The 24059-nt window shown below is 56.4% G+C and carries 23 protein-coding genes and 2 tRNA genes; 9 read left to right on the top strand and 16 right to left on the bottom strand.

Features of this window, described 5'->3' with window-relative positions; all coding sequences use genetic code 11:
* Positions 1–58: 58 nt before the first annotated feature.
* The gene (locus ACR0D7_RS07590) at positions 59–1027 is read right to left on the bottom strand and encodes a TAXI family TRAP transporter solute-binding subunit (protein ID WP_480678475.1); all 969 of its coding nucleotides are present in this window, start codon (positions 1025–1027) and stop codon (positions 59–61) included.
* A 376-nt stretch (positions 1028–1403) separates the two neighbouring features.
* On the opposite strand from ACR0D7_RS07590, the gene ACR0D7_RS07585 reads away from it, so the two are divergent.
* Positions 1404–2897, top strand: a complete 1494-nt coding sequence (locus ACR0D7_RS07585; RefSeq protein WP_480678474.1) for a BCCT family transporter — start codon at positions 1404–1406, stop codon at positions 2895–2897.
* 120 nt (positions 2898–3017) lie between these two features.
* Here ACR0D7_RS07585 and ACR0D7_RS07580 read toward each other — a convergent pair.
* Positions 3018–3103 (bottom strand) — tRNA-Leu (locus ACR0D7_RS07580).
* 145 nt (positions 3104–3248) lie between these two features.
* On the opposite strand from ACR0D7_RS07580, the gene ACR0D7_RS07575 reads away from it, so the two are divergent.
* Both ACR0D7_RS07575 and ACR0D7_RS07570 read left to right on the top strand, forming a co-directional pair.
* Positions 3249–3827 carry a YqaA family protein gene (locus tag ACR0D7_RS07575; protein WP_170381066.1) on the top strand — a complete coding sequence of 193 codons (579 nt, stop codon included), beginning with the start codon at positions 3249–3251 and terminating at the stop codon, positions 3825–3827.
* The gene (locus ACR0D7_RS07570) at positions 3824–4291 is read left to right on the top strand and encodes a disulfide bond formation protein B (protein ID WP_480678473.1); all 468 of its coding nucleotides are present in this window, start codon (positions 3824–3826) and stop codon (positions 4289–4291) included. Before ACR0D7_RS07575 ends, ACR0D7_RS07570 begins: the two co-directional genes overlap by 4 nt.
* Here ACR0D7_RS07570 and ACR0D7_RS07565 read toward each other — a convergent pair.
* On the bottom strand, positions 4288–4875 hold the full coding sequence (locus tag ACR0D7_RS07565) for an HNH endonuclease (RefSeq protein WP_170381064.1): 588 nt from the start codon (positions 4873–4875) through the stop codon (positions 4288–4290). The two genes, ACR0D7_RS07570 and ACR0D7_RS07565, sit on opposite strands and share 4 nt — an antisense overlap.
* Before the next feature lie 214 nt (positions 4876–5089).
* Between ACR0D7_RS07565 and ACR0D7_RS07560 the strand changes: the two genes are divergently transcribed.
* A complete protein-coding gene (locus ACR0D7_RS07560) occupies positions 5090–5695 on the top strand; it encodes an rRNA large subunit pseudouridine synthase E (protein WP_480678472.1) in 606 nt (201 codons plus the stop codon).
* Between the two features lie 31 nt (positions 5696–5726).
* Positions 5727–6152, top strand: coding sequence for a VOC family protein (locus ACR0D7_RS07555; RefSeq protein ID WP_480678471.1), 426 nt, complete (start codon positions 5727–5729; stop codon positions 6150–6152).
* A gap of 124 nt (positions 6153–6276) precedes the next feature.
* Here the strand turns inward: ACR0D7_RS07555 and ACR0D7_RS07550 are convergent, their stop codons facing one another.
* Both ACR0D7_RS07550 and ACR0D7_RS07545 read right to left on the bottom strand, forming a co-directional pair.
* On the bottom strand, positions 6277–6942 hold the full coding sequence (locus ACR0D7_RS07550; protein WP_480678470.1) for an alpha/beta hydrolase: 666 nt from the start codon (positions 6940–6942) through the stop codon (positions 6277–6279).
* Positions 6939–7571, bottom strand: a complete 633-nt coding sequence (locus ACR0D7_RS07545) for a DNA-3-methyladenine glycosylase family protein (RefSeq protein WP_480678469.1) — start codon at positions 7569–7571, stop codon at positions 6939–6941. The genes ACR0D7_RS07550 and ACR0D7_RS07545 overlap by 4 nt, the downstream gene beginning before the upstream one ends.
* 98 nt (positions 7572–7669) lie before the next feature.
* Here ACR0D7_RS07545 and ACR0D7_RS07540 point away from each other — a divergent pair, with 98 nt between their 5' ends.
* Positions 7670–8899: an MFS transporter gene (locus ACR0D7_RS07540; protein ID WP_480678468.1), complete on the top strand. Its 1230-nt coding sequence runs from the start codon at positions 7670–7672 to the stop codon at positions 8897–8899.
* A 3-nt stretch (positions 8900–8902) separates the two neighbouring features.
* Here ACR0D7_RS07540 and ACR0D7_RS07535 read toward each other — a convergent pair whose 3' ends face one another.
* Genes ACR0D7_RS07535 through ACR0D7_RS07520 form a run of 4 tightly spaced genes read right to left on the bottom strand, consistent with a single transcriptional unit; the run spans position 8903 to position 12925 of the window.
* Positions 8903–9679 carry a squalene/phytoene synthase family protein gene (locus ACR0D7_RS07535; protein ID WP_480678542.1) on the bottom strand — a complete coding sequence of 259 codons (777 nt, stop codon included), beginning with the start codon at positions 9677–9679 and terminating at the stop codon, positions 8903–8905.
* Between the two features lie 2 nt (positions 9680–9681).
* A complete protein-coding gene (cimA, locus tag ACR0D7_RS07530; RefSeq protein WP_480678467.1) occupies positions 9682–11316 on the bottom strand; it encodes a citramalate synthase in 1635 nt (544 codons plus the stop codon).
* The gene (gene cysS, locus ACR0D7_RS07525) at positions 11316–12713 is read right to left on the bottom strand and encodes a cysteine--tRNA ligase (RefSeq protein ID WP_480678466.1); all 1398 of its coding nucleotides are present in this window, start codon (positions 12711–12713) and stop codon (positions 11316–11318) included. The genes cimA and cysS overlap by 1 nt, the downstream gene beginning before the upstream one ends.
* The gene (locus ACR0D7_RS07520) at positions 12710–12925 is read right to left on the bottom strand and encodes a hypothetical protein (protein WP_480678465.1); all 216 of its coding nucleotides are present in this window, start codon (positions 12923–12925) and stop codon (positions 12710–12712) included. The genes cysS and ACR0D7_RS07520 overlap by 4 nt, the downstream gene beginning before the upstream one ends.
* 51 nt (positions 12926–12976) lie before the next feature.
* Here ACR0D7_RS07520 and ACR0D7_RS07515 point away from each other — a divergent pair, with 51 nt between their 5' ends.
* On the top strand, positions 12977–14167 hold the full coding sequence (locus ACR0D7_RS07515) for a pyridoxal phosphate-dependent aminotransferase (RefSeq protein ID WP_480678464.1): 1191 nt from the start codon (positions 12977–12979) through the stop codon (positions 14165–14167).
* A 6-nt stretch (positions 14168–14173) separates the two neighbouring features.
* On the opposite strand, the gene ACR0D7_RS07510 is transcribed toward ACR0D7_RS07515, so the two are convergent.
* The gene (locus ACR0D7_RS07510) at positions 14174–14686 is read right to left on the bottom strand and encodes an outer membrane protein (RefSeq protein ID WP_480678463.1); all 513 of its coding nucleotides are present in this window, start codon (positions 14684–14686) and stop codon (positions 14174–14176) included.
* Between the two features lie 417 nt (positions 14687–15103).
* Between ACR0D7_RS07510 and ACR0D7_RS07505 the strand changes: the two genes are divergently transcribed.
* Positions 15104–16648 (top strand): trimethylamine methyltransferase family protein, encoded by a 1545-nt coding sequence (locus ACR0D7_RS07505; protein ID WP_480678462.1) that lies wholly within the window; start codon positions 15104–15106, stop codon positions 16646–16648.
* A gap of 48 nt (positions 16649–16696) precedes the next feature.
* Here ACR0D7_RS07505 and ACR0D7_RS07500 read toward each other — a convergent pair whose 3' ends face one another.
* Positions 16697–16942 (bottom strand): EF-hand domain-containing protein, encoded by a 246-nt coding sequence (locus ACR0D7_RS07500; protein ID WP_480678461.1) that lies wholly within the window; start codon positions 16940–16942, stop codon positions 16697–16699.
* Positions 16943–17490: 548 nt separating this feature from the next.
* Positions 17491–21111: a vitamin B12-dependent ribonucleotide reductase gene (locus ACR0D7_RS07495; RefSeq protein WP_480678460.1), complete on the bottom strand. Its 3621-nt coding sequence runs from the start codon at positions 21109–21111 to the stop codon at positions 17491–17493.
* Between the two features lie 498 nt (positions 21112–21609).
* On the opposite strand from ACR0D7_RS07495, the gene ACR0D7_RS07490 reads away from it, so the two are divergent.
* Positions 21610–22080 carry a hypothetical protein gene (locus ACR0D7_RS07490; protein ID WP_480678459.1) on the top strand — a complete coding sequence of 157 codons (471 nt, stop codon included), beginning with the start codon at positions 21610–21612 and terminating at the stop codon, positions 22078–22080.
* Positions 22081–22090: 10 nt separating this feature from the next.
* Here ACR0D7_RS07490 and ACR0D7_RS07485 read toward each other — a convergent pair.
* The 4 genes from ACR0D7_RS07485 to pdxH form a co-directional block, all read right to left on the bottom strand.
* A tRNA-Pro gene (locus ACR0D7_RS07485) sits at positions 22091–22167 on the bottom strand.
* A 44-nt stretch (positions 22168–22211) separates the two neighbouring features.
* The gene (locus ACR0D7_RS07480) at positions 22212–22679 is read right to left on the bottom strand and encodes a DUF192 domain-containing protein (RefSeq protein WP_480678458.1); all 468 of its coding nucleotides are present in this window, start codon (positions 22677–22679) and stop codon (positions 22212–22214) included.
* A 6-nt stretch (positions 22680–22685) separates the two neighbouring features.
* Positions 22686–23192: a cold-shock protein gene (locus tag ACR0D7_RS07475; protein WP_174818975.1), complete on the bottom strand. Its 507-nt coding sequence runs from the start codon at positions 23190–23192 to the stop codon at positions 22686–22688.
* Between the two features lie 142 nt (positions 23193–23334).
* A complete protein-coding gene (gene pdxH / locus ACR0D7_RS07470; RefSeq protein WP_480678457.1) occupies positions 23335–23940 on the bottom strand; it encodes a pyridoxamine 5'-phosphate oxidase in 606 nt (201 codons plus the stop codon).
* Positions 23941–24059 lie beyond the last annotated feature (119 nt).

Genomic DNA, 24059 nt, shown 5'->3' with positions numbered 1-24059 from the left:
GTTTTGCATGGGTTTTGGTCGCAGAGTGCCCGCCTGGGCACCCTGCATCAGGTCTGGCTTATTGAATCCAGCCTTTTTCCTTATAGTACTTTTCGGCACCCGGATGCAGCGGAGCCGACAGGCCGTCCGCGATCATCTCTTCGGGCTTGAGGTTGGCAAAAGCTGGGTGCAGCTTTTTGAAGTCGTCGAAGTTTTCGAAGACCGAGCTGACAACCGCATAAACCGCATCTTCCGATACATCTGCCGAGGTCACAAAGGTTGCGCCCACACCGAAGGTCGCGGTGTCACCGTCCGAACCGCGATACATACCACCTGGGATGGTCGCGGTGCGATAGAACGAGTTGTCGCCCACCAGCTTGTCAACCGCTTCGCCGCTGACGTTCACCAGAACCGAGTCACACGCAGTGGTCGCTTCTTGAATCGAACCCGACGGGTGACCCACGGTGTAAACCATCGCGTCGATTTGGTTGTCGCACAGCGCAGCCGATTGTTCCGCCGCCTTCAGCTCGGTCGCCAGTTCGAAATCATCGGTGGTCCACCCCATTTCGCCCAACAGCACCTCCATGGTGCCGCGCTGACCGGAACCGGGGTTGCCGATGTTGACGCGCTTGCCTTTCAGGTCTTCGAAGTTCGCGATGCCGGAATCAGCACGGGCCACTACGGTGAACGGCTCAGGGTGTACAGAGAACACGGCGCGCAGGCCTTCGAAGGGGCCAGCCTCTTCGAATTTCGAGCTGCCGTTATACGCGTGGTACTGCCAGTCTGACTGCGCCACACCGAATTCCAGCTCACCTTCGCGGATGGTGTTGATGTTGTAGACAGAACCGCCGGTTGATTCGACCGAGCAGCGCACGCCGTGCTCTTTACGGCCTTTATTGACCAGACGGCAGATTGCGCCGCCAGTCGGATAATAAACACCGGTCACACCGCCTGTGCCAATGGTGATGAATTCTTCCGCATACGCTGCCGGAGCCATGAGGGCCGCGGTGACGACCGCGCCGAGGCTGAGCTTGCTGCTGTTTTTCATTTTTGAGAACTCCCAACTCTTATTGTGGATGGGAAACCGATCAGCTGCCCCACCCAAGGGGCATTGCCGGTACGGCAAACGGACCCGCTTTACAGGTCAAGCATCTGAATTTTAAAAGTCTCCCAACATATTCGACGTTTCATTCAGACACTCTACTTGTCAACCCCCGGACATGGCAGAACCTTCCAGAGCCGCAAATCTGAGGGGTATTTGGGAAATTTCCCCCTGAAATCTGAATAATCGACCCTCTGGCTATCCAAACAAAGCTTTTGAAACTCCGCCCGACGCTAACTAATGTTATCTCAAAATGTGAATGTCTCAGGTAAGTGCCGAACTGCAAAAGAATTATTTTGCGATCCAATATAGGTGATCATTGATGAAACCTGCTTCTCCAAGCCCTTTGCTACTTATCGCCTTGGCTATCAGCGCCGCAATTGCGGCCTGGGGCATTGCCGACCCACAGGGCCTAGGGCGCCTCGCCTCATCGGCAGTGGCCACGCAATTCAACAGTCGTGGCTGGTTCATTATGCTCGAAGTCAGCGGTTTGTTGTTAGTCTCCCTATATCTGGCGCTGTCCCGTTATGGTGACATTCGCCTTGGACCCGACGGCGCCAAACCAGAATTTTCAACCCCGGCCTGGATTGCAATGTTGTTTGCAGCAGGGATGGGAGTTGGATTGTTGTTTTACGGCGCAGCAGAACCCCTGACCCATTTCGAAGTGCTTCGCCAATACAGTTCCGATCCAGTGGCTGCCAGTCATGCCCTGTTTGTGACCTACTTGAACTGGGGCTTCCACGCATGGGCCATTTACGCAATCGTTGGGCTGGTCATCGCTTACTTTGCCTATCGCCGCCAGCGTACATTACTACTGAGCGCTCCTTTGACCGATACCCTGGGCGAAGCGCGCTGGACCAAAGCATTGGGCTGGATTTTCGACCTGCTTTCCATTGTTGCCATTGCCGTGGGGTTGGCTGGGTCCATGGCGATGGGCGTATTCCAGATTCAAACCGGATTGGCCGGGCTGATAGGCATCGACTCGCCGGGTGTTCTGACTCTGCCAGTATTTGCGCTGCTATGTATTGCCTACATCATCCCCTTGCGCCGCGACCTTGGCGAAGGGATGTCGCAGCTATCAAACATAGCCATGCTGATTGCTGTGGGGATGATGGTTTATCTTCTGATCCTTGGCCCCACTTCGTTCCTGATGGACGGTATCGTTTCAGGGTTTGGACGCTATCTGTTCGGCGTATTGCCTGCAGGATTTTCAACTGCCGAGTTCTTTGATGAGCTTCTAATCGACTGGTTTCACGGCTGGACGCTGAACTACATGATCTGGTGGCTGGCATGGTCGCCCTTCGTGGGAATTTTCATCGCACGGATTTCACGCGGGCGGACAATCCGGGAGTTTCTGATCGGCGTTATCGTTGCCCCCACTCTGTTCTCGATCCTATGGTTCGGTATTTTCGGAGGGCTAGGATTTTTCGATGTGCTGCGCCAGGAGGGTACTCTGTCCGCCGTCAACGCAGAGAATTTGGACGCAACCACCTTTGCCTTGCTGAAAAAATTCCCGCTGGGTGGTATCACGCAAACCGCAACAATTCTGGCCGCATTCCTGTTTGTCGTGACCAGCGTCGTCAGCGCCGGTTTCACCCTTGCAATGATCGGCAGCGGAGGAGACGATAATCCTTCGCCGCGCGTTCGCACCATCTGGGGCGTCATACTGGGCGCTTTGGGCCTGGCGATGATTCTGGTCGGCGATATCTCATTGGTCAGGTCGATCATCGCACTTTCTGCCATGGCCTTCGTCTTTATCGTACCAGTCCTAGTGGTTTGCCTTTTCAAAAGCCTGTCACGGGAGGACCGGACATGAGCGGCCAATTCATCGACACAATGCTGAACCTCAGCGTATTCGCCTATATCGGCTTCTTGATCTGGCTGAGCTTGCGGCGTGATCCGTAACCATGCCACGTTTTCACGTCATTGTCTGAGGTGGTGCCCAAGGAGAGACTCGAACTCTCACGCCCGTGAAGGCGGGGGATTTTGAATCCCCTGCGTCTACCATTCCGCCACTTGGGCCACGAACACTGAATTAGCGCCCATCATCGGGAAGGTCCAGAGGCAAAAACCAACCCAAATCCACTTTGTTTTCACAGCAGTGCTTGACGCCCTTCTGGGTGCATGGTTTGGCTGGCCCTACGGCAAATCAGGATTTTAGCACCGAATGTTGCGATCGCTCTATGACTGGACCATCCGTCTGGCTGAACACCCGCATGCCCTGTGGGCTCTGGCTGTTGTGGCCTTTGTTGAAAGCTCGTTCTTCCCGATTCCACCTGATGTCTTGATGATTCCTATGATCCTTGCCCGTCCGTCACGCGCCTGGCTTATTGCAACAGTTGCTCTGGTCGCTTCCGTGCTTGGTGGCCTGTTGGGTTATGCCATCGGTGCGTTTTTCTATGAAAGCATTGGGCAGCCGATTCTGGAGTCCATGGGCAAGGCGCATGCGATGGAGGAGTTCAACACCCGCTTCAACGACTTCGGCTTCTGGGCCGTACTGGGCGCTGGCGTAACCCCCTTCCCCTACAAGGTCATAACCATCATGTCCGGCTGGACCGGAATGCCGTTGGGTACTTTTATCGCCACTTCTATTCTAGCACGCGCCCTTCGGTTTTTCCTTGTGGCTGGCCTGCTTTGGAAGTTTGGTGAGCCTATCCGTGACTTCATCGAAAAACGGTTGGGCCTGATGTTCACCTTGTTCATCATCCTGCTGTTTGGCGGTTTTCTAGTGGTGAAATACCTATGATACGAAAAAACACTCTGGTCTTGATTGCTGCTGGTGGTTCTGCGGCCATGCTACTTGGCGCGTGGGGTTTCCAGCACCTTGGTGGAATGGCTCCTTGCAAAATGTGCATCTGGCAGCGCTACCCGCACGGTGCGGCCGTTGTGATTGGCGCATTGGCGCTGGTTTTGCCGCGAGTGAACCTATTGCCATTGCTTGGTGCGCTAGCCGCGCTGACAACGGCAGTCATCGGTGTATTCCACGCCGGGGTCGAGTTGAAATGGTGGGAAGGCCCTACCAGCTGCACCTCGGGAGATATTGGCGGCCTGTCAACGCAAGAGTTGATGGACCAGATCATGTCTGCCCCGCTTGTGCGCTGCGATGAAATCCCGTGGGAGATGTTTGGCTTGTCCATGGCCGGATGGAACGCCGTAATTTCGGGCGGTCTGATGCTGGTCTGGCTCGCCGCGTGGCGGGTGGGTCGTTAAAGCTCGTCCAACTCTGCATCCCAGTACAGAAAGTCGATCCAACTGTCATGAAGGTGGTTGGGCGGAAACTTACGACCAATATTCCGCAACGCCTCGGCATCTGGTTGGCGCGGCGGTTTGCGCAATGTCATCCGAGCCTGCCGCAGTGATTTTGAGCCCTTACGCAGGTTGCACGGGCTACAGGCCGCCACCACGTTCTGCCAGCTTGTAACACCACCCGCAGCGCGGGGAACCACATGGTCAAAGGTAAGATCACCTTTGCTGCCGCAGTACTGACAGCGGAATTCGTCCCTTAGAAATAAATTAAAGCGCGTGAAGGCCACGCGCTTTCTAGGTTTTACATAATCTTTGAGGACAACAACCGAGGGTATTCGTATCTCGGTACTCGGGCTTCGGACGACCTCATCGTACTCGGCCACAATGTCCACCCTGTCCAGCCAGGCCGCTTTGATCGCCTCTTGCCACGGCCACAGGGACAGCGGGTAATAGGACAAGGGGCGATAATCGGCGTTCAAAACCAATGCCGGATGATGCTTAAGCGCACCGGGTTCCCTGACAAATTCGGTCCTGAAGTCTCCATCCATCTCAGAATCGCTCCTCGCTCTGCTCTGCCCGTTTTTGACATCAGAGCGGGGAACACCCGCCCCGGCCTTACTTTAACTATATATCGTGTTAAAACTCTGACAAGCCCTGAGTATACACAATATGTCGGGTACTCGGTAAGCCAGATCCGTAACAGAGACATGACAGTTATCCACAGGTTGCTTCGGCAATGCCCCTCAGGCTATGGCGTTGAGCATGAGCTGGTTCATCCGATTCAACAAACCTTTCGACGTGCTGCCGCAATTCACCGACCGTGCTAATGCGGATTCGCCGCGCAGCACCCTGTCGGATTACATCGACCTGCCCGGTGTCTATCCCGCCGGTCGGCTGGATCGTGACAGCGAGGGATTGATGCTGCTGACCGACAACGGGCGACTGCAGGCGCAAATCGCTGATCCCAAGCATAAGATGTCGAAAACCTATTGGGTTCAGGTCGAAGGGCTGCCTGACGCAACGGCTCTGCAAGCCTTGCGCAACGGTGTTGAGTTAAAGGACGGTCTGACCCGCCCCGCCAAAGCGCGTCTAATGGATGAGCCCGCCGGATTGTGGCCGCGGAATCCTCCGATCCGGGTACGTCAGACGGTGCCGGATTGCTGGATTGAACTTACCCTGCGCGAAGGGCGCAACCGTCAGGTGCGCCGGATGACAGCGGCAGTGGGTCACCCGACCTTGCGCCTGATCCGGGCACGGATCGGGGATTGGAACTTGGATGGGCTGGCGCCGGGCCAATGGGATAGCTTGCCCGCACCTGCTGTAAGCACTGCGCCGGGCCGCAAACGGGACCGCCGCCCTCGCCGGTGACTAAAACCGCATGTTGTGATATACTTACAGTATGAAGGTCACCCCGCACATACCAGTTCCTAGCGGCATTCTCGAAGCCGCGCTTTATGTTGATGACCTGGACGCGGCCGAGCAATTCTACGGAGAAATCCTGGCGCTGAACAAAATTCAACGCGTGGCCGACCGGCACGTGTTCTATCGGATTGGAAACTCGGTCCTGCTACTGTTCAATGCGGACGAAACGGAAAAACCGCCGGGAAATCCGGATTTGCCCGTCCCGCCCCATGGCGCGCGTGGTCCTGGTCATGTTTGCCTCATTCTGACGCGCGCCGAGATTGACGTGATGCGCAAACATCTACTGGATTGGAATATCCCCGTAGATGCCGAGTTTGATTGGCCCGGCGGCGCGCGCTCGCTTTATGTGCGTGATCCGGCGGGAAACTCGATCGAGTTTGCCGAAGGGCATCTGTGGGCCTGACTGCGCACAGCACCGTTGCTGCCCGCAGCTCAAACCTCTGAGAGATCCTGTCGACCGGAACGCCACTGCGCAGCGGCACGCCGTTACCACACCCTCGGGCGGCATCGGGCGGGCCACAAAAACCCTACAGACTCAGCTTGTCACGCATGAAGGCCAGCGCGACGCTCAGACCGTCCGGAGCGATTCCGTGGCCGGTGCCCTTCATCACATGGGCGTAGATTTCTTTGAAATCAGCCGCTTGCAGGGCCTCCGCGGCTTCAGGCAGCGATTGCGGTGGTACAACATCGTCAGTATCCCCATGCACCAGCAAAACCGGCATCCGGCTGACCGTTTCATCGGGCAACAGATCGGGCTCAAGTAACCGGCCCGAGAATGCAACGATGCCGGCAACCGGGTCTTCGCGGCGCGGGGCGACGTGCAGGCTCATCATCGTGCCTTGCGAGAAACCGAACAGAACGACCTGCTCGGGAAGCACGTCTTCGTCCACCATCAAAGCATCGAGGAAAGCGTTGAAGTCTTCGACCGCCATCTCCATGCCCCGCCGCGCTTCTTCCTCGGAAGAACCGTCAATCCAAGGGATCGGGAACCATTGAAACCCATTGGGCATACCGGGAATCTGCTCGGGGGCATCTGGGGAAACGAACAGCGTGTCCGGCAGGTGCTCGCCCAAGGGATCGGCCAGCCCCAGCAAATCGGCACCATTGGCCCCATAGCCGTGCACGAACACCACGACCGAGCGTGTAACGCCCGAAACCGGCTCTTTTCGGAGCGCATTCAAAACCCGTGTCATCTGATCCCTTCTCGTTCTTTTGCCACCCGGTAATAGGCCCACAAAACACGGGCCGCAACCGACCTCCAGGGCGACCAGGCCTCGGCCATCTGTCGCAGTTCCTTGTCGGTGGGGCGTTTGGGCAGGTCATAGATGAGACGCGCGGCCTCTTGCAGCGCCAGATCACCGGTTGCGATCACATCCGCACGACCCAGCGAGAACATGGCGTAGATCTCTGCAGTCCATACTCCAATGCCCGGCACTTCGGTCAATGTCGCAACGACATCCGCGTTAGAAGCATCGCGCAATGCATTGTAATTTATACGCGCTTCGGCCAACGCACGGGCGTATCGGATTTTCTGACGACTCAGCCCCACGGCGCGCAGATCGTCATCGTTCGCCCACATGATCTTACGCGGTCCGGTGAGCTTGGCATCCTGCAACCGCTTCCAGATCGCATTGGCCGAGGCGACACTGACCTGTTGACTAACAATCGCGCTGAGTAGCTGCGCGAACCCATCCGGGCGTCGGCGCAGCGGTAGCGGCCCGGTTTGTTCCATCGCCCACGCCATGCGCGGACAGGTCTCGGCCAGCCAAGCAGCCCCTTCGGCAACACAGTCGGGTGTTTCGATGATGCGTCCGACAGACATGGAGGCTCCGGGCCGTTGGCGATGGGCTCACGTTAGGGTGCTTTGTCGCAGATGCAACCCGCTTGTATGACCCGTCTTTCAAAGATACGCATGAGCCCATGACACTTGCCGCTGCCACCCCGCCAGACAACAGTCAGGCCAAAAGAAACGTTGCCGTTCTGGTGGCGGCTCAGGCTGTGCTGGGCGCGCAAATGCCGATGATCTTCATCGTGGGCGGTTTGGCGGGGCAGTCTTTGGCGTCAAACCCTTGTCTGGCCACCCTGCCCATTTCACTGATCGTTCTGGGCTCGATGCTGGCGGCCACACCAATCTCGACGATCATGCAACGCTGGGGCCGCCGCGCGGGGTTCTTGGTTGGCGCGACAGCCGGTGCCTGCGGAGGTGTTGTAGGTGCGTATGGCTTATTCTTGGGCTCGTTCCCCGTCTTTCTTCTGGGCAGTCTGCTAACCGGCATCTATATGAGCGCGCACGGTTTCTACCGGTTTGCCGCAGCTGACACTGCGTCCGACGAATTTCGTCCCAAGGCGATTTCCTACGTTATGGCTGGCGGGCTGGCTGCAGCTATCATTGGTCCGCAGATCGTTAAATTAACATCAACAGCCTATGTTATTCCCTTTCTCGGCACCTATCTGTCCGTGATTGCGGTTAATATCTTTGGCTCGGCACTGTTCTTTTTTCTCGACATCCCGACCCCTGCGGCCCCCAAAGAAGATGCCCCCAATGGCCGAACCCGGCTTGCGATGCTCAAAACCCCGCGCATTGCCGTGGCAATCATCTGTGCGATGGTGTCATACGCGCTGATGAACCTTGTGATGACATCGACCCCCTTGGCTGTGGTGGGTTGCGGGTTTACTGCAAATGACGCTGCGGATGTTGTCACCAGCCATGTGCTTGCAATGTTTCTTCCCAGCTTTTTCACCGGCCAGCTCATCACACGATTTGGGGTCGAGAAAATCGTCGCCCTCGGCCTTGCCATTCTTGCTGGCGCGGGCGTTGTTGCCCTGCAAGGTATCGAGTTGGGCAATTTTTTCGTCGCGCTGATTCTGCTGGGGGTTGGCTGGAATTTCGGGTTTATCGGCGCCACCACAATGCTGGCCGAGTCCCATGACGTCAGCGAACGCGGTCGGATGCAAGGCCTCAATGATCTGCTGGTGTTCGGCGGCGTCACCCTTGCATCGCTAGCATCAGGCGGGTTGATGAACTGTTCGGGCGGGTCTCCGGTCGAAGGCTGGACGGCCGTAAACCTTGCCATGATTCCTCTGCTGACATTGGCTGGCGGCGCTCTGCTATGGCTGGTTCTGAAACCATCCGAACCGGAAACAGTCTGACGCCTACCAACGCCCGCTGGCCACAGTCCTCATCAGGGAAAAGCGGCGCCGTATTTCACCCTGTGCTAGATCACCAGCCGCCACACGTTCCGGTCTGGCAACAGCCCGCCGCAGAATCCAATCAGCCTGCCACCCGGCATAGAGTGCTGGGCGTGCTTTCGCCGAAATCCCTGATGCGTTGGACCTTGCACGCTTGAGCCGGTCAAGGGCCTGTCCTGCCAAAGCCCGAACCCCCTCGGGCGTTCCATCCAGCAACGGAATCCGGCCTCGTGCCTCTAGGTCCGGAATGGCTCGGAGCCAATTTGCCACTCCAACAGCGTAACCGACATCGCGCAACACATCCTCGTCCGCTGTCCCTAGCACTTGCGCCGCCGCGACCATAAGAGATCCGGCACTATGGTTGATGTAAGAGTCGAAGTGCGCCTCATCCTCAAACGGATCTCGGTAGATATCCCAGCGCCTTACGGCCACATATTCATCAAGCATGGCAGCCAAGTGTGGTGACAAAACCTGTGACAGGGGCGTCACGACCTCATGTCTGCGTACAGCCTGACCCTCGGCGATCTCTTGCAGCGCGTCGCGCCACCATTGCAGGCGCATTTCAGCTATCATCGGCTCTTGCGTGACCCAAGGAGCGCGTGCGACCTCGACATTCAACGCATAGAGCGGGAATAGCAATGGTCGCACCGTCACCGGCGCTGCCATTACCGCCATAAACCGATCCGGATCAGCACGGTGCACCAGTGACGCGCACGCTTTGACGTCGTCGTCGAACTCCACGGTCACTCAGCCACCGCCGCATGCGACCCGCAATCGCGTACCAGTTTCCATTGAATCGCATCCAGCAGCGCCTCGAATGAGGCATCAACTATGTTCGCGCTGACGCCCACGGTCGACCAGCGGCGACCCTGCCCGTCTTCGCTGTCGATGATGACACGCGTAACCGCCTCGGTGCCACCCTGCGTTATGCGGACTTTAAAGTCGACCAGCCGCATATCGGACAGAATTTCGGAATATTGCCCCAGATCCTTTGAAAGTGCCTTGGCCAGCGCGTTCACCGGCCCCCGATCATTGCCGTTTTCGTCCATGGACTCACTGACCGAGAGTTTCTTCTCACCATCGACCTTCACGACAACCACCGCCTCGGACAGGCTGACCATCTGGTTGTACTTATTCTTGCGCCGTTCAACGGTCACCTTATAGCGTTTGACCTCGAAAAACTCGGGCAGTTGTCCCAGTTCATCGCGTGCCAGCAATTCGAAACTGGCTTGGGCGGTGTCATATGAATATCCCTCAGCCTCTCGCTGCTTGATCCGGTCCAGAATGCGTTCCAGCGCCGGGTCGCCTTTTTCCACGACCAACCCAGCCTCGGTCAGGCGCTTTCGCAGATTCGACTGTCCCGCCTGGTTAGACATCGGAATGATTCGCGCATTCCCGACCGAGGCAGGGTCCACATGCTCATAGGTCGACGGATCCTTGAGAATTGCGCTGGCGTGCAGCCCCGCCTTATGGGCAAAAGCTGACGCGCCGACATAGGCGGACTGCTTACTCGGCACCCGGTTCAGGATATCGTCCAACATCCGGCTTATGCGGGTCAAACCCGCCAAAGCATCTGCACTGACACCTATATCAAGCGACGACGCATAAGGCTCTTTCAGCAACAAGGTGGGAATCAATGCGGTCAGGTTCGCGTTGCCACAACGCTCGCCCAGCCCGTTCAATGTGCCCTGAACCTGGCGCGCGCCCGCGTCGACAGCGGCCAGTGAACAGGACACCGCATTTTCTGTATCGTTGTGGGTGTGAATGCCCAGCCGATCCCCCGGCAACCCTGCGGCGATTACATCAGAGACGATCTTGGCGACCTCAGCCGGCAACGCACCACCGTTGGTGTCACACAGCACAACCCAACGCGCACCGGCATCCAGCGCGGCCCGGCAGACCTCGACCGCGTAACCGGTGTTGTCCTGGTAGCCATCGAAAAAGTGTTCGGCATCGAAAAGGGCTTCGCGCCCCTGTCCCACGATATGCGCGACCGAGGCGCGCACGTTCTCGACATTCTCATCCAGCGAAATGCCCAACGCATGAGTCACATGGTAATCATGCGATTTGCCGACCAGACACACCGCTTGCGTCCCCGCATTCATCACTGCGGCCAGCACATCATCATTTTCAGCCGAACGGCCCGATCGTTTGGTCATACCGAACGCGGTGAGACGCGCCGAAGTCTTGGGCGCAACATCAAAAAATGCGCTGTCGGTTGGGTTTGCCCCGGGCCAGCCACCTTCGATATAGTCCACGCCTAGTTCGTCCAGAGCCTGCGCAATCTGCACCTTTTCAGTGGTCGAGAACTGAACCCCTTGCGTCTGTTGTCCGTCGCGAAGGGTCGTGTCGTAGAGGTAGAGGCGTTCCTTGGGCATCACACCTCCTCCAGCTTGGCGGCATCGAAACCGGCACCGGGCACCAGTTCAACGCCGTCCTTGCTCATGCGAACCTCTAGACCAGCCGCCAGATAGATGGCTTTCAGACGGTCCACTTCAGAGAAGTCCTTGTTTTGCATCGCAACGGCACGCGCGTCTGCCAGTCGGTCCGCATGAACTGCCAAGTCTACCGAAGCTGTGTCTGCCCAAGCCCCCATTTCAGGCGACAACAGACCAAGTATTCGCGCACTCGCTAGCAACCCCGCCGCATCGCCATCTCCAGCCAAACGGTAAAGTTCAGCCAAAGCGCCCGCTGTGTTCAGGTCGTCACTCAGCGCAGCAATGACCGCGGGCGCCGCGCTGGCGGCGGGCTCAATGCCCGCTGTCAGCGCCCGCCACTTGCGCAGCGTCGACTCGGCCTCGCGGGCCTTCTTCTCGGTCCAATCCATTGGTTTGCGGTAATGGGTTTGCAAGAATACAAATCGGATCACTTCACCCGGAACACCCTGTTCCAACAGATCATGAACAGTGAAGAAATTGCCCAGCGACTTGGACATCTTCTTGCCCTCGACCTGTAGCATCTCATTGTGCAGCCAGACTTTTGCGAACTCACCATGAGGGTGCGCGCAGCGGCTTTGGGCGATCTCATTTTCATGATGCGGGAACATCAGGTCGTTACCACCGCCGTGAATATCAAAGCTCTCACCCAGCAACTCAAAGGCCATGGCCGAGCACTCAATATGCCAGCCCGGACGTCCCCGACCCCAAGGGCTGTCCCACCCCGGCAGTTCGTCGGTCGAGGGCTTCCACAGCACGAAATCCATCGGGTTTTTCTTATAAGGAGCAACCTCGACCCGCGCGCCCGCGATCATGTCGTCCACCGAACGTCCGGACAAAGCTCCGTAGTGCTCTTTCCAGCTGTCTACAGCAAACAAAACATGGCCTTCAGCCGCGTAGGCATGGCCCTTTTCGATCAGCCCTTCGATCATCGCGATCATCTGGTCGATATACTGTGTCGCGCGTGGCATCTCATTGGGCTCCATCGCCCCCAAGGCGCCCATGTCATGCAGGTACCAACCGATGGTCTCGTCGGAACGTTCCTGGACCAACTGCTCCAACGTCCCCTCGGCACCGGCCTTCTGACGCGCCAGAGCGGTTGCGTTGATCTTGTCATCGACGTCGGTAAAGTTCCGCACATAGGTCACGTGATCAGCGCCATAAACATGCCGCAGCAAACGGTAAAGCACATCGAACACCACTACGGGCCGTGCGTTACCCAAATGAGCGCGATCATAAACAGTGGGTCCGCAGACATACATCCGCACATTATCGGCGTTAATCGGCACGAAATCCTCTTTCGTCCGCGTCCTTGTGTTGTGCAGTTTGATCGTCGTCATCGGTTGGCTCCTAAGAACAGCGTAACTTCTCGCGTTGACGCGGGCTTAGCAACTTGTCTCAGGGATGAAAACGAAAGAAACCGGCCCGCTTGAACTATCAGCAGGTAATGCAGCAAATAATGGTGCAGGTCATCGGGTTCATAACCACCCAGTAACACGCAGATCGCACTGAGCCAAGTGCTGAGGTATGTCCAAGCGACTTTGATTGACATTACTCAACTCCTCTGGCCCTGTCTGCGCACAAGACCAATGGGAGGTGGACCATGAAGCTGTCGCATTGCATCACGCATCTGACCGGAGGTGGCAGTGATGGTTGGGATGTGTTCTATCGTGCCCGTCAGATGATCAGCGATGGCTACGCCGTGACCGAGTTGACCATTGGAGAACACGACATCCGCACCGATCCGTCGATTCTTGAGGCGATGGACCTTTCGGCACGGCAGGGTCACACCGGATATGCTATGGTTCCCGGAACCGATCTATTACGAGACACGGTGGCCGCTCGTCTGCAGGCTCGCACCGGTGTCCCCACCACACGCAACAATGTGCTGATCACGCCCGGCGGCCAATCGGCTCTGTTTGCCGCCCATGTTGCCGTTTGCGGTCCGGGCAATGTGGGCCTGTACCTCGATCCTTACTACGCCACCTATCCCGGTACGATCCGTGCCAGTGGCGCAACTGCTCGGGCGATCCAGACCACGGCCGAAGATGCCTTCCAACCGCGGCCAAAACAGATCGAGGCTGCCGCAAATGACGCTGTGTCTTTGCTGATCAACACGCCTAATAATCCGACCGGAGCGGTCTACTCGCGCCCGACATTGGAAGGAGTTGCCGAAGTCTGTCAGAAACGCGACCTGTGGCTGATTTCGGATGAGGTCTACGATACGCAGGTCTGGGACGGTGAGCACATCTCACCACGCACTTTGCCTGATATGAAAGAACGCACCCTGGTAGTTGGTTCGATGTCCAAATCCCATGCCATGACTGGCTCTCGCTGCGGATGGATCGTTGGCCCGGAAGAGGTGATATCTCATCTGATCAACCTCGCGACACATACGACCTATGGGGTTCCCGGATTTATTCAGGACGCCGCAAGCTTTGCTTTGAACGCTGGTACTTCGTTGGAGGATAAAATCTCCGAGCCATTCCGCAGGCGGCGTGCCCTCGCAGTTAGCATCCTAAGCAATCAGAACACTGTCGGGTTGGTTCCGGCGCAAGGCGCGATGTACGTTATGTTGGACATCCGCGCCACCGGCCTTAGCGGCGAAGAATTTGCCAATACGCTACTGGATACTCATTCCATTGCAGTGATGCCGGGTGAAAGCTTCGGGGCTGCAGCCGCTGGTCATATTCGGGTGGCCATGACAATCGACGACGAGAGGTTCGAATCTGCCCTGAATAAAATATGTGAATTGGCGAAAGAGTTAGCCCAAAATACCGTTGCCAGGGTTTGACAGGCTTCAAAAGCGGAACGATGTCCGCAGGTTAAAGATGCTGGTGTCCAAAGTGCCGTTCGAACGGGTGACATCATCGAATTCCTGCCTCAACGCTTCACCGCTGATGATCAAACGATCATTTACAGGATAAGCGACGCCAATTCCGTAAACGGCGGCCGTGTCGTTATCAACTGTGGAGTCGGCCCTGGCGGCACCAACCACCACGTAGCCCAACGCCGCACCAAAATCATATCCACCGCGAATTTTCAGGCTTGATACACTGTCCAGGCTGCCCTCACCCAGATCCAGGGACAGGCGATTATATTCAAGTTCACCGCCCAGAACAAAATTTCCGAAATCACGATCGAATCCGGCATGAAGGCCAAAACTAAGGTCGTCGTCGCCCGAGCCTTTTGGCCCATCCGCATCTGCATATCCAAAGCTGAAACCAGCATAAGCCCCCGACCAATCCTCAGCCAGCAGCGGTGTCGCGAGCGACACAAACGCTATTAAACTGAGGGCCTTAAGGGCTTTCATTAATCTCTCCTAAAAACCAATTGCCGCAGCTTCAGTCTTTAAAGTCAAGTTAACTTAGAAATCTGGCTCAAAATCCTTAAGATTCAATTTAGATCCGGAACCAATTTAAAATAAGTGAATAAACTATAACAAATTTTTTACCTCATCTGGGAAAAAATATGCAGATATATAAAACAGTGTGACATTCCCATTTACACTTCGCTTTTGAGCACCCTAGTCGCAAACAGAACAGAATATACAGGTGCGCAGCGGAATACTTCGGCTCATAAGGTGAGGAGCTTTATGCAAAACGAAGTTTGGAAAATTCGACTGGTCAGCCGCACTATCGGTGCGGATCGTGGTCGTGCCGCGCGTGGGCGGCCATCGGGGGCGTAAACTAAGCCACCCTGTCCCCACTCAAATTCCGGAATCCAAACCATGAACGATCAATCCCGCACCACATCCCGCAGCGGTGGACGCGCCGCGCGGCGTGCTGCCCGCGCCACTGCCCTGCCCGAGCATCTGCGCCCCGTCCGCCCCGGCATGGAGGGTGGCGTTCTCAATGTCCTGACCCCCGCACAGATCGAACGCATCCACCAAGCCGCTCTGACAGCGCTTGAAACAATTGGTCTGGCGGATGCCCCCCAAAGCGGCATCGACTATCTGGTCGCCGCGGGGTGTATTCTTGGCGATGATGGCCGCATTCGGTTCCCCCGCGCGCTGGTTGAAGACACGATCGCCAAGGCCAATCGGACAATCACCCTCTACAGTCGGGACGGTAAAACCGATCTCGAACTGTCGGGCACAAAGGTTCACTACGGTACCGCTGGTGCAGCAGTAAGCATGGTCGACGTTCATGGGCAGGAATACCGTGACTCGACCGTTCAGGATCTGCACGATGCCGCCCGCATTTGCGAACAGTTGGAAAATATTCACTTTGTCCAGCGCCCTATGGTTTGTCGCGATATCCCAGACAACCTTGAGATGGACCTGAACACGATCTACGCCGCCTGCTCAGGCACGTTCAAACATATCGGAACATCGTTTACCGAACCCAGCCATGTGGCCCCCGCGATGGAGATGATCCACATGATCGCAGGTGGCGAAAACAAGTATCGAGAGCGGCCTTTCGTTTCAAACTCCAACTGCTTTGTCGTGCCTCCGATGAAATTCGCAACCGAAAGCTGCGAAGTGATGGAGGAGTGCATCAAAGCCGGAATGCCGGTTCTGCTGTTGTCCGCCGGGATGGCTGGGGCCACCGCGCCGTCAACAATCGCGGGCGCAATTACTCAGGCCACTGCGGAATGCCTTGCCGGTTTGGTTTATGTAAACGCTGTAAGCCCAGGGGCTCCGGCAATTTTTGGCACTTGGCCTTTTGGTCTAGACCTGCGCACGGGCGCGATGTCCATCGGATCTGGCGAGCAGGCCCTGCTGACCGCAGGATGCGCCCAGATGCACCGTTTCTACGATCTGCCGGGCGGAGCTGCTGCCGGTGCCTCGGATTCAAAATTGCCTGATATGCAAGCCGGCTGGGAGCAGATGTGCTCAAACGTCATGGCGGGCCTATCGGGACTGAATATGGTGTACGAAGCTGCAGGCATGCACGCCTCACTGCTGGGTTTTTGCCACGAAAGCCTGATCCTCAGCGATGACTTGATCGGCCAGGCGCAACGCTGCGTGCGCGGCATTGAGGTCACGGATGAAACTTTGGCACTGGATCAGATTGCCGAGGTCTGCATGGGCGGACCGGGACACTATCTGGGCACCGATGCAACACTCGGCCGGATGCAGGCGGACTATGTCTATCCCAACTTCGGAGATCGCACCTCACCAAAGGAATGGGCGGAACTAGGCAAACCCGATCTGATCGAAAAGGCCATCAAACGGAAGGAGGAGATTTTGTCTACAGCATCTCCGGCCCGGTTCGACCCGCTATTGGACGCCGAGCTTCGGGAAAAATTTAACATTCACCTACCATTATAACTCCCCGTAAACGCGGCCAGAATAAATCTGGCCGCTTTCCTTGAGTGATCAACCATCACTTGCTGGTAAAAGCCCGGCTTCCTGAGCCACAGCGATTTCTGCTTCATCCAACGCGCCGTCGCCATTTGTGTCCATCGCCGAAAATGTGTCTGTATTCATTTCGGGCAATACAGCCTGAACCTCTTCGATGGTCAAAACACCATCGCCATTTGCGTCAGCTACAGATTGTGCGATGGCCAGCACGGGCAATCCAATTGCAAGGGCGGTCAGAGTTGCCAGAGTTTGCGGTTTCATTGTGATGCCTCCTGATTCAATTTGTTCGTTTGGTCGTCCGGACAAGCATCAAAAAGAATGTAAACCCCTACCCTGTCACCCGCATTGCGTGCTCAAGCCGCTTTCGAGCCAATCTCCGCGTGTTTGACAGAGTCGCGTTTGCGGCGAGCCGCTTGGCAAAATTCACCTTACCCTTGCCGGCAACACTTGCCCGACGAAACATGGTTGTTCAGGCAATCCTCTGCTCAGATATCCAATTTCGGGCAAAAAGAAGAAGGGGGCCGAAGCCCCCTGTCAGTTTCGCCTTCCAGGCTCATTTCGTTGACCGCCCGGTATTTTTTTGCCTGCGGCCTGGACTGCGCATGGGACGAGCGCACCCGCCCCGTGAAAGAGTGGGAGGGAGCAAATATTCCGCCCCACCCTGTTCCCGGCCAACACGGGCATGTCGGCCGAGTGAAGCAAGGCGCCCAGAGGTAAGTCTCAGGCTATGCCTTGCCCCGTATTCGTCGGGACCGGAAGTCCGGGGGGAAATCCTGGTCCCTACACCCCGGGTTGCCGGGGCGCTTGCCTTAGCTACACCCGCTGGTCGCGCCGCAGGTGTTGCATTTCATGCAGGTGCCGTTGCGCACCAGCGTGTAGTTACCGCATTCGCCGCAAGGATCGCCCTCATAGCCCTGCATCTTGGCTTTGGTTCGGGCATCCATGCTTGTTGCGACAGCGGTTTCCGTTGCCGGAGCCTCGAATGCAGCCGCTGTTTCAGCCATGCCGTTCAATTCAACCTGACCCGCGTTGAACACGGCCAGATCCTGCGGCAACCGCTTGCGCAGATACCCCGTGGAACTGATTTGCTTCAGTACTTCCAATGACTTGGACGCCGCACTTTCACTAATTTCCGAGACATTAGGCAGACCGTCTTCTTCACCCCTGCCGAGATCATCGAAGGTTGCGCCTTCGGGCTTTACATGGGCCAGATCGGTGCGGTCCAGATAGGACACAGCCAGTTCGCGGAAGATGTAATCGAGGATCGACGTCGCGTTCTTGATCGAGTCGTTGCCCTGCACCATCCCCGCCGGTTCGAACTTGGTAAAGGTGAAGGCGTCGACAAACTCCTCCAGCGGCACGCCGTATTGCAGGCCGACCGATACCGCGATGGCAAAGTTGTTCATCATCGCCCGGAAGCCAGCGCCTTCCTTGTGCATGTCGATGAAGATCTCGCCAAGCTTGCCGTCTTCGAACTCACCGGTCCGTAGATAGACCTTGTGGCCGCCAACAATTGCTTTCTGGGTATAACCCTTGCGGCGATGCGGCAGCTTCTCGCGATGGCTGCGGATCATTTCCTTGACCACAACCTTCTCGATCACCTTCTCGGCCAGAACGACAGCTTTTTCCTGGGCCGATCCGCTTTCCAGAACTTCTGCCGCCTCGTCATCATCCTCGACCAGCGCCGCCGCGAGAGGCTGCGAAAGTTTCGAACCGTCACGATAGAGCGCGTTGGCCTTCACACCCAACGACCACGACAGTTCGTAGGCCTTCTGGCAATCCTCGATGGTCGCGTCGTTGGGCATGTTGATCGTCTTCGAGATCGCACCCGAGATGAAGCTCTGCGCTGCGGCCATCATGGTGATGTGGCTATCAACCCCAAGGAAACGCTTGCCTTTCTTGCCGCACGGGTTGGCGCAGTCGAAGATGGCGTAATGCTCTTCCTTCAGGTGCGGCGCACCTTCCAGCGTCATCGTCCCGCAGACATGATCGTTCGCTGCGTCGATATCGGCTTTGGTAAAGCCCAGATGACGCAGAAGATCAAAAGTCGGGTCATTCAGCTTGGTCGCCGGGATGCCCAGCACACCGGTGCAGAAGTCCTCGCCCAGCGTCCATTGGTTGAAGACGAACCGGATGTCGAAGGCGCTTTCCAACGCAGCGTCAACCTTGGCAAGTTCGTTCGGGCCAAAACCATGGCCAGTCAGTGAGGTGTGATTGATCCCCGGTGCGTTGCCGATGGTGCCGTGGCCGACCGCGTAACCAACAATCTCTTCAATCTGAGACGAGGAATAACCCAGCTTTTCCAGCGCCGACGGCACCGAGCGGTTGATGATCTTGAAGTAACCGCCACCGGCCAGCTTCTTGAACTTGACCAGCGCAAAGTCCGGCTCGATCCCGGTGGTGTCGCAATCCATCACAAGTCCGATGGTGCCGGTTGGCGCGATCACGGTGGCCTGTGCGTTGCGGTAGCCGTTTTTCTCACCGAGGCTCAGCGCCTCATCCCAAGCCGACATGGCCAGATCGACCAGACGCTTGTCTGGGCAGTTGCCGTGGTCCAGAGGCACAGGCTTCACCGCCAGTTTCTCATAACCTTCGGTCACGCCCTGCGATGCACGGCGGTGGTTGCGGATGACGCGCAGCATGTGATCGGCGTTCCGTTCGTAGCCCTTGAACGAGCCAAGCTCTCCGGCGATCTCAGCCGAGGTTGCATAGGCCACACCGGTCATGATCGCGGTCAGCGCGCCACAGATAGCCCGGCCCTCATCCGAGTCATAGCTGTAGCCCATGTTCATCAGCAGACCGCCGATGTTCGCATAGCCCAGACCCAAGGTGCGGAAGTCATGAGACAGTTGCGCGATTTCCTTCGACGGGAACTGTGCCATCGTCACTGAGATTTCCAGCGTTAGGGTCCACAGCCGCGAGGCGTGCATGTAGTCAGCCGCCTGGAACTCACCATCCTTGAGGAAGGTCAGCAGGTTCATCGACGCTAGGTTACAGGCCGTGTCATCAAGGAACATGTATTCAGAGCACGGGTTCGAGCCGCGAATCTCACCGTCTTCCGGGCATGTGTGCCACTCGTTTACGGTATCGTGGAACTGGATGCCCGGATCGGCACAGGCCCAAGCGGCGTGGCCTACCTTTTCCCACAGATCCCGCGCCTTGACGGTCTTGGCAACTTTGCCATCGGTACGGTTGATCAACTCCCAATCGGCGTCTTTCTCGACGGCAGTCAGAAATGCGTTGGTCACGCGAATCGAGTTGTTCGAGTTCTGGCCCGAGACCGAGCTATAGGCTTCCGAATCCCAGTCCGTGTCGTAGGTCGGGAATTCGATGCTGTCGTGGCCTTGCTTGGCGTAATCCAGAACGCGCTTGATGTAAGTCTCTGGTATCGCAACTTTTTTGGCGTCGCGAACCGCTTTCTTCAGGCTGTCATTTTTGTTGGGGTCATACGCGTCTTCCTGCGCGCCGTCCCAGCTGCGGATGGCCTCGAAAATGCCGTTCAGCATCTTCTCGTGCATCTTCGATCCGGCAACGATCGAGGCCACCTTCTGCTCTTCGATCACCTTCCATTCGATGAATTGCTCGATGTCGGGGTGATCTGCATCGACGATTACCATCTTTGCTGCTCGACGGGTTGTCCCGCCTGATTTGATCGCGCCAGCGGCGCGGTCGCCGATCTTGAGAAAGCCCATCAGGCCCGAAGACTTGCCGCCACCCGACAGCGCTTCGCCATCTGCACGCAGATGGCTGAAGTTGGTCCCGGTACCCGAGCCGTATTTGAACAGGCGCGCCTCGCGCACCCACAGATCCATGATGCCGCCTTCGTTGACCAGATCATCGCCGACAGACTGGATGAAGCACGCGTGTGGCTGCGGATGTTCGTATGCGGATTTCGATTTGGTCAGCTTGCCGGTTTTATAATCGACATAGTGGTGTCCCTGAGCGGGGCCGTCGATTCCGTAGGCCCAGTGAAGACCGGTGTTGAACCACTGCGGCGAGTTCGGCGCGGCGCGCTGGGTGGCCAGCATATAGCGCATCTCGTCAAAGTAACCACGCGCGTCTTCCTCGCTCGAGAAATAACCACCTTTCCAACCCCAGTACGCCCATGCTCCAGCCAGCCGGTCGAAGACCTGCTTCGACGAGGTTTCCCCACCAAATTCAGCGCCTTCTGCCGGGACCGAACGCCACAGAAATTCGGGAACGTCCTTCTCTTTCACCTTTTTCAGAGCGGACGGAACCCCAGCTTTACGGAAATATTTTTGTGCGATAACATCGCTTGCAACTTGGCTCCATTTCGCTGGAACTTCGATTTCTTCGAGGCGAAAGACAATGGTACCGTCCGGGTTCCGAATCTCAGACGTTGCAGAAACAAAGTCCAACTCTGCGTACGCGTCTTGCCCCGATTTGGTGAATTTCCTGTCAATCTTCATGTCCGCAGCCCTAGATTCAATCAACTTGTCCCTTGGCATCAAAGGTGCTCTTGCAACCCATCCGCCGTGCCCGAAATTCAAGGCGCAAACGATCAGGCGCTGTCTCTAACAGCGCAAAACCGCCTTTACGGTTGCACGTTTAATTAATGTGCTTTCCGACCCTCGCCCTATGCCCTATTCTGCTTTTACTACCAGATTTAGTGGCACCACATTCGGCCCATACAATCTGGCGTATTCACCCATAGATCGTCAACGCCATTTTTCTGTCATTTTTGAAATCTTTTTTGTTGACCCGATTGTTTTCTGGCCATCCAGCACCGGAGATTCCGATTCCTCCACAGGTTCATCCACCAGGCATTCCCATCAGCCCCTTGAATCGCCAACAGGATTAACCGTTTTTCTCAGCAGAGTTAGCAGCATTTGATAAACCCAACGTAAGATGGCTAGGCTCAAAGAGAATCAAGTCACAGTCGATCGGGCAAAGACCCAAGGGGCCGCATGCAGAAAATAGACAAAAACTGGGCCCCAACCGTGAGAAATGCCTTTTTCTGGTCTCTAATGCTTAGCCTGATGACGGCATGCACACCACAAGATGTGCCCCCTTCGACGCGCAGTGCACAGTTTGACAGCTATCCTGAACAACTCTTCGACGCGTTCGAGATCGAGTGCAATGGACCGGGAGAAGAGTTCACAAAGACCGAAAATCAGGTTTTCGAATGCACCGAACTGCTGCCACCAGAAACTACAGCCTATCTGATTCTCAACTACGGCGGATATCCGCAGGACCTGCCTAAAAGCGTGATGCGCATGACCTCGACCAAGAACGCATCAGGTTATCGCGTTGAGGCTGAACTGTTCTTCAACGTGCCACGCAAAAACGGCCCTTCAGCCCAAGTTCCAGTAGAAAGCAAAGCATTGGACAAAGCGCTTGGCGCGCTTTTCCAAGCGATGGGTGGTTCATCGACATAAGAGAAAGAAGTGGTCGGGGCGGCAGGATTCGAACCTACGACCCCCTGTACCCAAAACAGGTGCGCTACCAGACTGCGCCACGCCCCGGACCGTGCGCTGTTCCTAACGATGACAATCTGATTTGAAAAGCCCTAACAGGGCCAAATTGCAGGACCTTGCGAAAAAATTTCGTGCTGCATCTGTGTTCCTGGCGTGATCAGGTATCGAGAAGCCAATCCTGCGTTGATTTCAAGCACTGCAAAGATCGAATCCCCACCTTCGATAAGTGTTTCGTCTCCGGGAATCGCGTTTTCATGAACATGGACGACCGAACCGGCACGATTCAGAAAAATGATATCCAAAGGAATCAGGGTATTTTTCATCCAGAATGCAGTCCGCTGCGGCGGATCAAACACAAACAACATACCGGAACGTTTCGGCATCGACTCACGGAACATCAATCCGCGCGCCCTGTCTTCCCGACTAATCGCCAACTCTACATTAAAGGTGATTTGCGTCTTGTCGTTACGCAGATTGACGCGTTCAGCGTTGCATTCAGCCAAAACCTCTCCGGTCCAAAGCATTGTCACACCAGCAAGAACCGCGAGGAATCTTTTCATGTTGAATCAGTCGTCCAGTGCCGCTTCCCAGGCCAGCACCTGAGCCGCCATGCGACCACGCTTGCCGTCAATGACGCGCATAGCCAGCGCTTCACCCGGTTGCAGATCGGCAAGCCCGGATCGACGCAGAACCTCAATATGCAGGAAAACGTCCTCGTCCCGACCAAAGACATTGGCAAAGCCAAAGCCCTTACCTTTGTCGAACCATTTCACCCGCGCGGCCTCTAGCGGTGCTTCCGCAATGACCACCGGATCCAGTTCGGCAAAATCTGCCAACATCATTGAGTCGGTACGCGCAGGCGGATCAACACTGAGAATCTCTACCGCCTGAACACCACGGTCAGTCCGGTGCGTCATGATCTCAATCCCGGCACCATCCGCGACCGAGCTTTGGCCAAAATTACGCAACACGTTCACATGCAACAGAATATCCGGACCCCCCTCGTCCGACACGACAAATCCGTACCCCTTGGCGGGGTCGAACCATTTTACGTGTCCACGGACGCGGTACATATTGTTCAGGTCTTCTGGCACGGCATTCCCATCGCAAATTTTAACAGTTCGTTAAGGGTCCGATGTGTATGAGATTGGCTCGCAATTTCAAGCTGAAAAAACTCTTTATTTCCTATTAGTTGCATTTCACGATACGCGAACATCACGGATTCAACCTCTGAACTTCCCAAGCCGAGCCCACCTCATCCCGGCGCCATTGGAACCTATCGTGCAGCCTAAACGCACCATCGGCCCAAAACTCAATCTCGGACGGCACCAGCCTGTATCCACCCCAAAATGGCGGCCTCGGAGGGTTTGGTCCCAGCTTCGCAGTTACTTTCGCGACCTCTGCCATAAGGGCAGTTCGGCTACTCAAGGGTCGAGACTGCTTTGAAGCCCACGCTCCCAGACGGCTTTTTAACGAGCGCGAGGCATAATATTCATCCGCCTGCGGCCCGCTTTCCCGTGTTATTGTACCACGAACTCGGATTTGTCGCCTCAATGATTTCCAATGCATTACAAAAGCCGCTTTTCCTGCGGACTCAAGTTCGGTCGCCTTGGCGCTTTCGTAGTTGGTGTAAAACACGAACGCAGCGGGTTCGATTTCTTTCAACAGCACCATACGCACATTTGGCAGACCATCCGGGTCTACCGTCGCCAACGCAATTGCATTGGGGTCATTCGGCTCGCTGTCATTGGCCTCGGCCAGCCACCGGCCCGCTATTTCAAACGGATCGTCGCCGGCAAAGATGCCGTCACGTTCGGTCATTTCCATCCCCCGGAAACTTTTAATATCCACCCTAGGGCGAGAACCCGCCGCGGGCAAGAGCGCGCGGCCTTGATGCAGCGCTACCAATGGCATAAACCAACGCAACACATTGCGACGAC

The sequence above is a fragment of the Ruegeria sp. BB7 genome (genome assembly GCF_056539365.1).
Note: the sequence above shows the minus strand (reverse complement) of the source record. Positions and strands in the feature narration are given on the sequence as shown.

Coding starts and splice junctions, on each gene's coding strand:
- ACR0D7_RS07565 (WP_170381064.1), bottom strand. CDS start 4,875: ATGGATGGAGACTTCAGGACCGAATTTGTCAGGGAACCCGGTGCGCTT.
- ACR0D7_RS07495 (WP_480678460.1), bottom strand. CDS start 21,111: ATGAAGATTGACAGGAAATTCACCAAATCGGGGCAAGACGCGTACGCA.
- ACR0D7_RS07490 (WP_480678459.1), top strand. CDS start 21,610: ATGCAGAAAATAGACAAAAACTGGGCCCCAACCGTGAGAAATGCCTTT.
- ACR0D7_RS07500 (WP_480678461.1), bottom strand. CDS start 16,942: ATGAAACCGCAAACTCTGGCAACTCTGACCGCCCTTGCAATTGGATTG.
- ACR0D7_RS07550 (WP_480678470.1), bottom strand. CDS start 6,942: ATGACACGGGTTTTGAATGCGCTCCGAAAAGAGCCGGTTTCGGGCGTT.
- pdxH (WP_480678457.1), bottom strand. CDS start 23,940: ATGACCGAACGTGACGGCATCTTTGCCGGCGACGATCCGTTTGAAATA.
- ACR0D7_RS07590 (WP_480678475.1), bottom strand. CDS start 1,027: ATGAAAAACAGCAGCAAGCTCAGCCTCGGCGCGGTCGTCACCGCGGCC.
- ACR0D7_RS07570 (WP_480678473.1), top strand. CDS start 3,824: ATGATACGAAAAAACACTCTGGTCTTGATTGCTGCTGGTGGTTCTGCG.
- ACR0D7_RS07540 (WP_480678468.1), top strand. CDS start 7,670: ATGACACTTGCCGCTGCCACCCCGCCAGACAACAGTCAGGCCAAAAGA.
- ACR0D7_RS07560 (WP_480678472.1), top strand. CDS start 5,090: ATGAGCTGGTTCATCCGATTCAACAAACCTTTCGACGTGCTGCCGCAA.
- ACR0D7_RS07555 (WP_480678471.1), top strand. CDS start 5,727: ATGAAGGTCACCCCGCACATACCAGTTCCTAGCGGCATTCTCGAAGCC.
- cysS (WP_480678466.1), bottom strand. CDS start 12,713: ATGACGACGATCAAACTGCACAACACAAGGACGCGGACGAAAGAGGAT.
- cimA (WP_480678467.1), bottom strand. CDS start 11,316: ATGCCCAAGGAACGCCTCTACCTCTACGACACGACCCTTCGCGACGGA.
- ACR0D7_RS07505 (WP_480678462.1), top strand. CDS start 15,104: ATGAACGATCAATCCCGCACCACATCCCGCAGCGGTGGACGCGCCGCG.
- ACR0D7_RS07515 (WP_480678464.1), top strand. CDS start 12,977: ATGAAGCTGTCGCATTGCATCACGCATCTGACCGGAGGTGGCAGTGAT.
- ACR0D7_RS07520 (WP_480678465.1), bottom strand. CDS start 12,925: ATGTCAATCAAAGTCGCTTGGACATACCTCAGCACTTGGCTCAGTGCG.
- ACR0D7_RS07575 (WP_170381066.1), top strand. CDS start 3,249: ATGTTGCGATCGCTCTATGACTGGACCATCCGTCTGGCTGAACACCCG.
- ACR0D7_RS07480 (WP_480678458.1), bottom strand. CDS start 22,679: ATGAAAAGATTCCTCGCGGTTCTTGCTGGTGTGACAATGCTTTGGACC.
- ACR0D7_RS07475 (WP_174818975.1), bottom strand. CDS start 23,192: ATGTACCGCGTCCGTGGACACGTAAAATGGTTCGACCCCGCCAAGGGG.
- ACR0D7_RS07510 (WP_480678463.1), bottom strand. CDS start 14,686: ATGAAAGCCCTTAAGGCCCTCAGTTTAATAGCGTTTGTGTCGCTCGCG.
- ACR0D7_RS07585 (WP_480678474.1), top strand. CDS start 1,404: ATGAAACCTGCTTCTCCAAGCCCTTTGCTACTTATCGCCTTGGCTATC.
- ACR0D7_RS07545 (WP_480678469.1), bottom strand. CDS start 7,571: ATGTCTGTCGGACGCATCATCGAAACACCCGACTGTGTTGCCGAAGGG.